At 72.5% G+C, this 11,404-nt stretch carries 8 protein-coding genes; 6 read left to right on the top strand and 2 right to left on the bottom strand.

All coding sequences use genetic code 11. From position 1 onward, the window contains the following. Nucleotides 1-657 precede the first annotated feature (657 nt). Nucleotides 658-1,107: a PTS sugar transporter subunit IIA gene (locus AMK19_RS26730; RefSeq protein ID WP_073816059.1), complete on the top strand. Its 450-nt coding sequence runs from the start codon at nucleotides 658-660 to the stop codon at nucleotides 1,105-1,107. Between the two features lie 29 nt (nucleotides 1,108-1,136). After that, nucleotides 1,137-2,807 (top strand): phosphoenolpyruvate--protein phosphotransferase, encoded by a 1,671-nt coding sequence (ptsP, locus tag AMK19_RS26725; RefSeq protein ID WP_073816057.1) that lies wholly within the window; start codon nucleotides 1,137-1,139, stop codon nucleotides 2,805-2,807. A 137-nt stretch (nucleotides 2,808-2,944) separates the two neighbouring features. Here the strand turns inward: ptsP and AMK19_RS26720 are convergent, their stop codons facing one another. Beyond that, nucleotides 2,945-5,044 (bottom strand): acetoacetate--CoA ligase, encoded by a 2,100-nt coding sequence (locus AMK19_RS26720; RefSeq protein WP_073816055.1) that lies wholly within the window; start codon nucleotides 5,042-5,044, stop codon nucleotides 2,945-2,947. Between the two features lie 229 nt (nucleotides 5,045-5,273). On the opposite strand from AMK19_RS26720, the gene AMK19_RS26715 reads away from it, so the two are divergent. Continuing rightward, nucleotides 5,274-6,914 carry a phytoene desaturase family protein gene (locus AMK19_RS26715; protein ID WP_073816053.1) on the top strand — a complete coding sequence of 547 codons (1,641 nt, stop codon included), beginning with the start codon at nucleotides 5,274-5,276 and terminating at the stop codon, nucleotides 6,912-6,914. A 324-nt stretch (nucleotides 6,915-7,238) separates the two neighbouring features. On the opposite strand, the gene AMK19_RS26710 is transcribed toward AMK19_RS26715, so the two are convergent. Further along, complete coding sequence (locus AMK19_RS26710) at nucleotides 7,239-7,802, bottom strand: NUDIX domain-containing protein (RefSeq protein WP_073816051.1); 564 nt, start codon at nucleotides 7,800-7,802, stop codon at nucleotides 7,239-7,241. 275 nt (nucleotides 7,803-8,077) lie between these two features. Between AMK19_RS26710 and AMK19_RS26705 the strand changes: the two genes are divergently transcribed. From AMK19_RS26705 to AMK19_RS26695, 3 genes are all read left to right on the top strand, one after another. Beyond that, nucleotides 8,078-8,359, top strand: a complete 282-nt coding sequence (locus tag AMK19_RS26705) for a hypothetical protein (RefSeq protein WP_241844602.1) — start codon at nucleotides 8,078-8,080, stop codon at nucleotides 8,357-8,359. A 239-nt stretch (nucleotides 8,360-8,598) separates the two neighbouring features. Next, nucleotides 8,599-9,621, top strand: a complete 1,023-nt coding sequence (locus tag AMK19_RS26700) for a UbiA family prenyltransferase (RefSeq protein ID WP_241844601.1) — start codon at nucleotides 8,599-8,601, stop codon at nucleotides 9,619-9,621. A 47-nt stretch (nucleotides 9,622-9,668) separates the two neighbouring features. Next, nucleotides 9,669-11,282: a class I adenylate-forming enzyme family protein gene (locus AMK19_RS26695; protein ID WP_073816095.1), complete on the top strand. Its 1,614-nt coding sequence runs from the start codon at nucleotides 9,669-9,671 to the stop codon at nucleotides 11,280-11,282. Nucleotides 11,283-11,404 lie beyond the last annotated feature (122 nt).

The following is an 11,404-nucleotide window of genomic DNA, read 5'->3' as shown; positions in this document are numbered from 1 at the left end:
GTCTTCACGAAAGAGCGGCACAGCAACCACCGGAATAGGCGGTCCTGCGCACTGCGTCCTCGCTAGTGTTACTTCATAAAGGAATCTCCAACCGATCCAGAGGACCGGCCGGGGATGTCAACATATCTGGCGTTGACTTTTGGCACGCTGTTGAGTTCTCAAGGAACGGACGCTTCCTTCGAGCCGCATTCCTGCGGACCCTCCGGGCGCTTCGTTCGTGTTTCGAGCTTATCAGATCGTTTCCGCGGTGTTGACCGAGGGTTTACGTTCTCGACTTGCTCTGTTTACCGCCGTTGCGCGGCGACCTGAGCAACGATAGCGGGTCGGTGGCCGAGTGCCTAATCGAGGCCGGGGCAGATCACCCGGACGGCAGCGCCGGCCCGTGCGGGAGGGGCCGAGGGGGGCTCGCCCGGATGCCGTAGAGTGCGGCGCGTTGGCCAAGAGGACTAGACCACTTGAGGGTGGCGGGTTCGGAGGAGAGGGTGCGCGAAGGTCGGTTCGTGCACGGCGGGGTGAATGTCGGGGGCGATCTTCACTCGGGCGACTCGTGGGCGCTACATACCAAAATGTCCGAGTTGACGTACTTTGGGTCCGTCGATCAACGGGCCGCTGCCCCGCGGCCGCACGCGATGTACTCCGTACCTGGGAGGCTCCACCATGACCACTGTGACGTCGCCGCTCGCCGGACGTGCCGTCGGCCTCGCCAATGTGCCCGACCCGGTGTTCGCGGGAGCGATGGTCGGGCCGGGGACGGCGATCGATCCGCTGCGGGAGCCGGTGGAGGCGGTGTCGCCGGTGGACGGGCAGGTGGTGTCGATGCACCCGCACGCGTTCGTGGTGATGGACGAGAACGGGCACGGGGTGCTGACGCATCTGGGCATCGACACGGTGCAGCTCAATGGGGAGGGGTTCGAGCTGCTCGTACACAAGGGGGATCGGGTGAAGCGGGGGCAGCCGGTGATCAAGTGGAACCCGGCGGCGGTCGAGGCGGCGGGGAAGTCGCCGATCTCGCCGATTGTGGCGCTGGAGGCGTCGGCAGACCAGTTGAGCGGGGTGGCGGAGTCCGGTGAGGTCACGGCCGGCGGCGACCTGTTCGTCTGGAACTGACGGCGACAACGGGCGAAGGGGTTCGGACCATGGAGCGGACGCTGCACGGTGTGGGCGTGAGTCACGGGGTCGCCATCGGGCCGGTGCGGCACATGGGGACGGCGGTACTGGAGCCGCCGACCACGCAGGTCGCGGCTGCGGAGGTGCCGCGTGAGCAGGCTCGGGCGCAGGCCGCGGTGGAGGCGGTGGCGGCGGATCTGATCGCGCGCGGGAACCTGGCGGGTGGTGAGGCGCAGGCGGTGCTGGAGGCCCAGGCGCTGATGGCGCAGGACCCGGAGCTGCTGGCGGACGTGAACCGGCGGATCTCGGAGGGCAACAGCGCGGAGCGCGGGGTGTACGACGCGTTCGCCGCGTACCGGGACCTGCTGGCGGCGGCGGGCGAGTACTTGGCGGGGCGGGTCGCGGACCTGGACGACGTGCGGAACCGGATCGTGGCGCGGCTGCTGGGGGTGCCGATGCCGGGGGTTCCGGACAGTGACGAGCCGTACGTGCTGCTGGCGCGGGACCTGGCGCCGGCGGACACGGCGTTGCTGGATCCGGCGCTGGTGCTGGGGTTCGTGACCGAGGAGGGCGGGCCGACTTCGCACAGCGCGATTCTGGCGCGGGCGATGGGGGTGCCGGCGGTGGTGGCGATGCCGCGGGCGACGGAGTTGGCGGAGGGGGTGGTGGTCGCGGTGGACGGGTCGACCGGCGAGGTGCTGGTGGAGCCATCGGCGGAGCGGCGGGAGGAGTTGCGGCGGCTGGCCGCGGAGCAGCGGGCGGCGTTGGCGGCGTCCTCGGGGCCGGGGCGGACGTCGGACGGGTTCATGGTGCCGTTGCTGGCGAATGTGGGGGGTCCGGCGGACGTGCCGGCGGCGGTGGAGAACGGGGCGGAGGGCGTCGGGCTGTTCCGGACGGAGTTCCTCTTCCTTGACGACTCGGCGAAGGCGCCGAGCGAGGACAAGCAGGTCCAGGCGTACCGGAAGGTGTTGGAGGCGTTCCCGGGCGGCCGGGTGGTGGTGCGGGTGCTGGATGCGGGGGCGGACAAGCCGCTGGACTTCCTGACGCCCGGGGACGAGCCGAATCCGGCGCTGGGGGTGCGGGGTCTGCGGACGTTGTTGGAGCACCCGGAGGTGTTGCGTTCGCAGTTGCGGGCGTTGACGCGGGCGGTGGAGGGACTGTCGGTGCGCCTCGAGGTGATGGCGCCGATGGTCGCGGACCGGGAGGATGCGCGGGCGTTCGCGGCGGCCTGTCGGGAGGCGGGGTTGGACGCCAAGGTCGGGGCGATGGTGGAGATTCCGTCGGCCGCGCTGCGGGCGGGGTCGTTGCTGCGAGAGGTGGAGTTCCTGTCGTTGGGGACGAACGACCTCGCGCAGTACGCGTTCGCGGCAGACCGGCAGGTGGGGTCGTTGGCGCGGCTGCAGGATCCGTGGCAGCCGGCGCTGCTGGACCTGATCGCGGCGGCGGCGGACGCGGCGACGGCTGCGGGGAAGAGCTGCGGGGTGTGCGGGGAGGCGGCGTCGGACCCGTTGCTGGCGTGTGTGCTGACGGGCCTGGGGGTGACCAGTCTGTCGATGGGGGCGGCGTCGATCCCGTACGTGCGCTCGGCGTTGGCGCAGGCGTCGTTGGCGCAGTGCCGGCAGGCGGCGGAGGCGGCGCGGGCGGCCGACTCGGCCGAGGAGGCGCGGGCCGCGGCGCGGCAGGTGTTGTCCGGGGCGTAGCGCCGTCCGGACGTTCGACTCCCGAGGGGTCGCTGCCACCGTGGGGGTTGGCGGCGGCCCCTCGGGGCATTGGTGTGCGGTTCGGTGCTTGCGGTTCAGTGCTTGCGCTTCAGTGCTTGCGCTTCAGTGCTTGCGCTTCAGTGCTTGCGGGTGGTGGCGAGCTGTTCGAAGAAGCGCAGGTGGTCGAGGTTGTCGACCGAGCCGGGGTTGACCGCCTTGGTGAGCGGGGTGCCGCCGAGCAGGCGCTTGACGGGGACTTCGAGGCGCTTGCCGGTGAGGGTGTGCGGGAGGCCCTGGACGGTGATCACCTCGTCGGGGACGTGGCGCGGGGAGAGTTCGGTGCGCAGCGAGGTGCGGATGCGGGCGGTGAGGTCGTCGTCCAGGACGGCGTCGGGGGCGAGCACCACGAAGAGCGGCATCCAGTAGCCGCCGTCGGGTTCCTCCAGGCCGATGACCAGGGATTCGGCGATCTCGGGGAGGCGTTCGACGACCTCGTAGATGTCGGCGGAGCCCATCCGGACACCTTGGCGGTTGAGGGTGGAGTCGGAGCGGCCGTGGATGACGACGGTGCCGCGGCCGGTGGCGGTGATCCAGTCGCCGTGGCGCCAGATGCCGGGGTAGGTGTCGAAGTAGCTGTCGTGGTAGCGAACGCCGTCGGGGTCGTTCCAGAAGCCGGTGGGCATGGACGGGAGCGGCTTGGTGACGACGAGCTCGCCGACCGCGTCGGTGAGCGGGTGGCCGGCGGGGTCCCAGGCTTCGACGGCGGCGCCGAGGCAGGGGGCCTGGATCTCGCCGAGGTGGACGGGGAGGGTGGGGACGCCGCCGACGAAGCAGGAGCAGACGTCGGTGCCGCCGCTGACGGAGGCGAGCCAGACGTCCGGCTTGACCTCGTCGTAGATCCACTGGAAGCCGTCGGGCGGGAGCGGGGAGCCGGTGGTGCCGAGGCAGCGGACGGCGGACAGGTCGAGGTCGCGTCCGGGGTGCAGTTCGGCCTTGCGGCTGGCGATGACGTAGGCGGCCGAGGTGCCCAGGACGGTGGCGCGGGTGCGGGCGGCGACCGACCAGAGGGCACCGGTGTCAGGGTGTCCCGGGCTGCCGTCGTAGGTGACGATCGTGGTTCCGGTGAGCAGGCCGGCGAGGAGGAAGTTCCACATCATCCAGCCGGTGGACGTGTACCAGAGGAAGCGGTCGTCCGGGCCGAGGTCGAGGTGGAGGGCGGCCTGCTTGAGGTGTTCGACCAGGATGCCGCCCTGGCTCTGCACGATGGCCTTCGGGAGGCCGGTGGTGCCGGAGGAGTAGAGCACCCAGAGCGGGTGGTCGAAGGGGACGGGTTCGAAGACCGGCTCGGCCTCCCCGGCGACCAGGTCGTCGTAGCGGAGCGTGCCCTCGGGGGCGGGGGTGTCGAGCAGCGGGACGTGGACGACCGTGCGGAGGGTGGGGAGTTCGCGGCGGAGCTCGGCGACCACCTCGGTGCGGTCGTGGTTCTTGCCGCCGTAGTGGTAGCCGTCGACGGCGAACAGGACGGTCGGCTCGATCTGCTGGAAGCGGTCGAGGACGCTGCGGGCGCCGAAGTCGGGGGCGCAGCTGGTCCAGGTGGCGCCGACGGCGGCGGTGGCGAGCAGGGCGACGGCGGCCTGCGGGATGTTCGGCAGGTAAGCGCTTACCCGGTCGCCCGGGCGGACGCCCCGGGCACGCAGTGCGGCGGCCAACGAGCCGACCTGGCGGCGCAGTTCGGACCAGCTGGTGGCGACGGGCTCGGCGGTCCGCTCGTCGAGGTGGAGGATCGCCGGGCGGTCGGCGTTGGCCGGATCCTCGGCGGCGCGCAGGGCGTGCTCGGCGTAGTTGAGGGTGGCGCCCGGGAACCAGCTCGCGCCCGGCATGGTGGCCGGCTCGGCGAGGACGGCGGTGGGCGGGGTGTGGAAGCGCACGTCGAAGTACTCGGTGACGGCGGTCCAGAAGCGCGGGAGGTCCTCGACGGACCAGCGGTGGAGGTCCGCGTAGCGGGTGGCGGCCTCGGCGTCGGTGGCGACCGGCGCGAGCGGGGCGGCCGGGGCTCCGTGCTGCTCGGCGGCCCAGCGCTGGAAGGCGACCAGGCGGCTGGCGGCGGCGCGGGCGGGGTCCGGGCGCCAGAGCGGCTCGGTCGGCTCGGCTGGTGCCGTCGGCTCGGTCCGCTCGGTCGGCTCGGTCGGCTCGGGGTGCGGGGGCTGCTGGTCCTGGGAAGTCGGAGGGGTGCTCACGTGGTGGTCTCCAGGCCGGTGGGGACGGATGGGCTTGTGGCAGGCCGTCCGTGGGTGCTGACGGTGCAGACCATGCCACGTGATCGGCCGGGGGTCCAGGGTTCATCCTGGTGGTGGACAGTGCGGGTTGCTGGGGCGGTACGGGCACGTGAGTGGGGCGGCGACTGCTGCGCGGTGGGTGGTGGGCGGTGGGGTGGTGGACGGCTGTGGGGGGTGGTAGGACGGCGGGATGACGGTGGCTTATGACGTGGTGATCGTGGGTGGCGGGCACAACGGGCTTGTGGCGGCCGGGTATTTGGGGCGGGCCGGGTTGCGGGTGCTGGTGCTGGAGCGGCTCGGGCACGTGGGTGGGGCGGCTGTCTCCGAGCGGGCGTTTCCCGGGGTCGATGCGCGGCTGTCCCGCTACTCCTACCTGGTGAGCCTGCTGCCGCGGCAGATCCTGGAGGACCTGGGCGTCCGGGTGGAGCTGCGGCGTCGGCGGATCTCCTCGTACACGCCGTGGGAGCGGGACGGGCGGGCCGGCGGGCTGCTCGTGGATGCCTCGGACGAGCGGCGGACGGCCGATTCCTTCCGCGAACTGACGGGCGGAGAAAAGGAGTTCGCGGCCTGGCGGGAGTTCTACGGGATGACTGGGCGGGTGGCGCAGCGGGTGTTCCCCGGGCTGACGGAGCCGTTGCCGTCGCGGGCGGAACTGCGGGCGCGGGTCGGCGATCCGGTGGCCTGGGCGGAACTGTTCGAGCGGCCGTTGGGCGAGGCGCTGGAGCGGCGGTTCACGGACGACGTGGTGCGGGGCGTGGTGCTGACGGACGCCCTGATCGGGACGTTCACCCATGCGCACGACCCCTCGCTGCGGCAGAACCGGTGCTTCCTGTACCACGTGATCGGCGGGGGCACCGGCGACTGGGACGTGCCGGTGGGCGGCATGGGTGCGGTGACGGGTGCGCTGGCCGACGCGGCCCGGGCGGGCGGGGCGGAGTTCCGGACGGAGTGCGAGGTCGTCGCGGTGGATCCGGGCGGGCCGGGGCGACCGGCCGAGGTCGGGTACCTGGACGCGGACGGGGTGGAGCGGCGGGTCGGCGCGCGCTGGGTGCTGTGCAACGCTGCGCCGGCGGAGTTGGCGCGGCTGTTGGGTGGCGAGTCGGGGGCGGGGGTGGGGGCCGAAGCGGTGGCGGGTGAGGGGGCTCCGGGGGCTCCGGAGGCTCCGGAGGGGGCGCAGCTGAAGGTCAACATGCTGCTTCGGCGGCTCCCTCGGCTCCGGGACGGCGCGGTGGATGTACGGGACGCGTTCGGGGGGACGTTCCATGTAGCGGAGTCGTACCGGGAGTTGGAAAGCGCTTACCGGGTGGCTTCGGCGGGGCGGCTCCCCTCCCCCGCACCGTCCGAGATCTACTGTCACTCGCTGGCGGACCGGTCGATTCTGGGGCCGGAGGTGCCGGCCGGCTGGCACACGCTCACGTTGTTCGGCCTGCAGATGCCCGCGCGGTTGTTCGCCGACGATCCGGAGGGAATGCGGCGGGCAGCACTGGAGGGCGTGATGGCCGCGCTCGACGGGGTGCTGGCGGAGCCGCTCGCGGACTGCCTGGCGGTCGACGGGGACGGTCGGCCGTGCCTGGAGGTGCGGAGCCCGCTGGACCTGGCGACCGATCTTCGGCTGCCGGGCGGCAACATCTTCCACCGGGAGTTGGCGTTCCCGTTCCGGGAGGAGGACGGGGTTCGGGAGGGCGCCGGGGTTCGGGAACGGGCGTCCGGCCGGTGGGGCGTGGAGACCGAGAACGCCCGCGTCCTGGTCTGCGGGGCCGGGGCGGTGCGGGGTGGCGGGGTCAGTGGGATTCCCGGGCACAACGCGGCGATGGCGGTGCTGGGGAAGTAGCGGCGGGGTGCGGGCCCGCCGAGGGATGGCGCTGGAGGGACGGCGGGAAAGCGCTTACCGGGTGGGTCGGGCACCGTCGGACGGGCGGATGCCCGGTGGCGACGGGAAAGCGCTTACCGGGCGGGTCGGGCCACCGGGGCGGCAGATGCCGGGTCTGGCGGGAAAGCGCTTACCCGTTCGGTCGCGCCGCTCCCGGGTCAGTGGGCGGCGCGGCACGGAGGGACGGCGGGAAAGCGCCTTCCCGTTGGGTCGGGCTCCCTCGAACGGGTGGGCGGTAAGCGCTTTCCCTCTCCCCCCGGGCTGCTCGTCCTGTGCCCTTACCGCTTACCGCGCGCTCAGTGGGTGGGTGAATTCTCCGTTGAACCAGGAGCGGGCCACGCGGGTGTGGAAGGGGAAGGCGAGCGGGGTGTCGAGGGTGGCGAGGTGCCAGCCGTCGGTCTCGTCAGTGGGGGTGGACGGGGGGAGGTCGGCGAGGTTGCGGGCGGGGAGGAGGGCGAACAGGCAGAGGAATCCGCCGAGGGTGTCGGAGTCGGTGGAGACCAGGCGGGCGTCGGCGGGGTCGGCCAGGATGCCGGTCTCCTCCCGCAGCTCGCGAACGGCGGCCTGCTGCCAGCTCTCGCCGTAGTCGACGTAGCCGCCGGGGAGGGCGAGTTCGCCGAGTCCGGGTTCGATGGTGCGGCGGATGACGGTGAGCCGGGTGTCCCCGTCGGGGTGGTGGACGGGGAGGAGTGCGACGGTGACCGGGAGCGGGTTGCGGTAGCTGGTCTCGTGGCAGCCGGGGCAGGTGCGCGGCCAGGTCGCGGTGCCGACCGGGTACGACGTTCCGCACCAGTGGCAGTGCGTGTTGGGGCCGAAGTGGGCGGGACGGGCGGACGGCTGGGTCGTCATGGAGGGATGGTAGTTCGATCGGATGACGGTCCGGGCGCGAAGCGAATAGTCGGGAGCGAGGGGCCGGCGGCGACCGCGGATCGACGGGCGGCCGGGGGCGCGCGGTGGTGCGGACAGAGTGACCGGGCGGGGCCGGGCTCCGGCCAGGTGGGTGAATGCGGAGTGCACGGTTGGAATTCGGGCGCGGGAGCGCGATAGCGATGGGGTGAGCCCGCAACATTCCCGGGCGTCGATCATGTTTAAGGATGATTGTGCGAACAATTCTGGTTTCCCTGGTGGCTGCGGCCTCGGTGCTCGGCATGGCGGCTCCCGCACCTGCCGCGACGCGCTCGGCGAGCGGTGAGGTGGTGGTGTTCTCCACCGAGGCGCAGCCGCTGGACGTCTACCGCAACCCGTCCGGCTGCCAGCAACTCCCCACCATCGCCCACGTGTTGACCAACCAGACGGACCGTCCGGTGCACGTGTACGGCAACCCGTTCTGCGTCGGCCCGTCGGTGACGGTGCAGCCCGGCAACGGAACGCACGTGCCGGGTGGTGCGGGGAGCTTCTCGGCCTGAGGGTCTGATTCTGCGGATCGAAAATATGGGCGGGCGGGCGGCGAAATAGCCGCCCGCCCGCTTTTGCGCTTATCACAGAAATGCATCAAACCGGTGGCTCTGTGCCATCATGTTCAGCGCCGACTTCTCGCCTGTCGTGGCGAATTGACGCTCCGTCAGCGCGGTCGGCTCGTTGTCTGAGGCCCCCCGGCGCAGTGGCGTCCCGGGGTTGCGGCCGCCATTGAGAGGACTGCGTTTCCGTGGAGCATGTCGCTGTGTCCGCCGCCCCGGAGGCGGCGGTCGCTGCCCCCGGGGCGGCAACCGCCCCCGGGGGCGCCCCGGCCGCCTGGCGGGCGTACGCCAGGTTGGCCAAACTCGACATCTACGACTACTACTTGAGCGTTCCGCTGGTCGCCGCGATGGTGGTGGCGACCGGGTCGGACGCGGGGGTCGGGGCAGGGGTCGGCGTCACGCTGGCGGTGCTGGTGCTGTTCCTCGGCGGCGAGGTCGCGATGAGCGCGGCGATGTGCACCTTCGACGACGTGACCGGCTACCGGGACGGCAGCGACGCGGTGAACTACGGGCCCGACGCGCCGGCCCGTCGGCTGGCCCGAAAGCCTTTGGTGGCAGGCACGTTGACCGAGCCGCAGGCGATCAGGTTCGGCTGGACGGCGGTGGCGGCGTGCGTGCTGTGCTGGCTGGCGGCGGTTGCGCTGGCACCGGCCCGGCCGGCCTGGGCGGTGGCCGGGGTGATCGCGCTGGCGGTGTGCGGCTTCCAGTACTCGTGGTGGCTGCGGATCAGCTACAACGGCTTCCAGGAGTTCTTCCTGGCCGCGCTGGGCTGGCTGTTCGTACTGCCGCTGTACGGCCTGCTGACCGGGCGCTTCGACGGCTTCGTCGCGGTGCAGGCGCTGGTGTTCGGCCTGGGTCCGCTGCTGTTCGGCGTGTACTCCAACACCAATGACATCCCGGGCGACCGGGCGGTGGGCCGCAAGACGGTCGCCGTACTGGTGTCGCCGCGCGGCAACGCCGCTTTCGTGGGCGGGTGTTCGGCGCTGGAGGCGACACTGCTGGTGGGTTCGGCGGTCGCCGGGATCGCGCCGTGGTGGTTCCCGCTGGTGATGGCTCCGGTGATGGCGCTGCGTGCCCGGCAGTGGGTGCTGGGGTTCGTCCGGGGCGACATTCTGATCGCGCGCCGGCTGGGCATCCACCTGCACCGGCTGTGCTGCGCGCTGCTGGTGGGCGTGGACCTGGCGGTCGCGGTGTTCGGCGGCGGGCTGTGACGGGGCCGGGCCGGGCGACCCGGCGCGGCGGCGGACTCGCGTCCGTGGTGCGGCGGTTGCCGCTCGACCTCGGCCCACTCTTCGACACCCTGGCCGAGCAACGCCCGCCCGTGGACGTCCAGTTGGGGCGTCCGCTGGATCTGGCGCCGGACCGGGGCAGTAGCTGGGACACCGCCGCACTGGCCGAGTTGGTGCGGGAGACGGCGGCCTGGCTGGCGGCGGCGGGGGCGCGTCCGGGGTCGTCGGTGGCGATCGTGAAGCGCAACCACTGGGACTACGTGCTGCTGGCGTGCGCGGCGGCGCGGCTCGGGGCGGTGCCGGCGCTGCTGTCCGACCGGGTCGCGCCGGACGGGTTGGCCGCGTTGCTGCACCGGCTGCGTCCGGACGTGCTGGTCACCCAGCGGGACGTCCTGGCGGGCGCCCGGGCGGCCGGGCACGACTTGGACCGGTTTGCCGTCCGCACGGTGTGCCTGGACGGGCCTGCGGAGGGTGCGTTGACGCCGGACGACCTGCGGGGCGGGGCGGTTCCGCCGGTGCACTCGCGCGGGGACGACGAGCCGCTGGCGGTCATTCACACCTCGGGGACCACCGGGGTGCCCAAGCTGGTGGTGCACTCCACCCGGACGTTGATCCGGCGGCTGTCCGCGTTCGAGGCACGACCGTGGCCGGTGCTGTCGGTGCGTGGGGACGACACGGTCGCCAGCGCCATCTCGTTCGCCCACGGCCGCGCGCTGACCTGGACCGTCAGCGCGTTCTGGCGGGCCCCGCGCACCGTCGCCCTGCTGCCGGACTCCGACCTGTCGACGGCCGCGGCGCTGCTGCGCAGCCACCCCCCGACCGTGTTGGAGGCGATGCCGTCGCACTACGTGCGGTGGCAGTCGCTGGCCGAGGACGGCGCTTCCGAGGCGAATCCGTTCCGGGACGTGCGGCTGTTCATCTCGACCTTCGACGCGATGCATCCGCCGACGGTGCGGTCCTTCCTGCAGGCGAGTCGGCGGCGGCGGCCGTTGTGGATGCAGGGCTGGGGGCAGAGCGAGACCGGTCCGTTGAGCTTCCGGTTCCTGACTCGGAAAGCGCTTTCCGCACCCGCTGGTCGGCATCCGACCACCCGTGATCTGGGGCGTCCGGTGCCCGGGTGGGTGCGGGTGAAGGTGGCCGATCCGGAGCGGCCCGGGCGATCGGTGCGGCGCGGCGAGACCGGCATGCTGTACGCCCGCACCGGCGCGCTGTGCCTCGGCTACCTCGGCGAACCCGAACGGTGGGCGCAGAAGGTCGACGGCCGCTGGTTCAACACCGGCGACCTCGGAGTGCACACCCGGGACGGTCGGGTCTTCGTGCTGGACCGGGAGGTGGACATGGTTCCCGGACTGAGCTGCGTCGAGATCGAGGACGTGCTGCACGAGCGGCTGCCGGACGTCGAGGAGGCGGTACTGCTCTCGGTGGCGGACGGCCGCCCGCAGCCGGTGCTGGTCACCGCGGCCGGCGACCTCGACCCGCAGCGCTGGCAGGACGCGGTGCGCGATCTTCCGCCGCTGGCCGAGCCGCTGCTCGTCCCCTGGGACGCGGTGCCGCGCACGGCCACCGGGAAGGTGCGGCGGCACGAGCTGCGCGAACAGGTGCTGGCGGGGAGTTCGCCTATCGGGACGGGGCGGTGGACGTGAGCCGGCGGCCGGTGGGGCGGTAGCTCGCGGGTCGGTGGCCGGTGGGTCAGCGGTCGGTGGGCCGGTGGGTGGCGGGTCGGCAGGTGGCCGGTGGGCAGGCGGGCAGGTGGTGGAGCGGATGG

Origin of the sequence: Kitasatospora sp. CB01950 (assembly GCF_001905465.1) — a bacterium.
In the GTDB taxonomy this organism is placed as follows: domain Bacteria; phylum Actinomycetota; class Actinomycetes; order Streptomycetales; family Streptomycetaceae; genus Kitasatospora.
The sequence above is the reverse complement of the archived record's forward strand: the minus strand, read 5'-3'. Positions and strand labels throughout refer to the sequence as shown.

Coding starts and splice junctions, on each gene's coding strand:
- AMK19_RS26730 (WP_073816059.1), top strand. CDS start 658: ATGACCACTGTGACGTCGCCGCTCGCCGGACGTGCCGTCGGCCTCGCC.
- ptsP (WP_073816057.1), top strand. CDS start 1,137: ATGGAGCGGACGCTGCACGGTGTGGGCGTGAGTCACGGGGTCGCCATC.
- AMK19_RS26715 (WP_073816053.1), top strand. CDS start 5,274: ATGACGGTGGCTTATGACGTGGTGATCGTGGGTGGCGGGCACAACGGG.
- AMK19_RS26710 (WP_073816051.1), bottom strand. CDS start 7,802: ATGACGACCCAGCCGTCCGCCCGTCCCGCCCACTTCGGCCCCAACACG.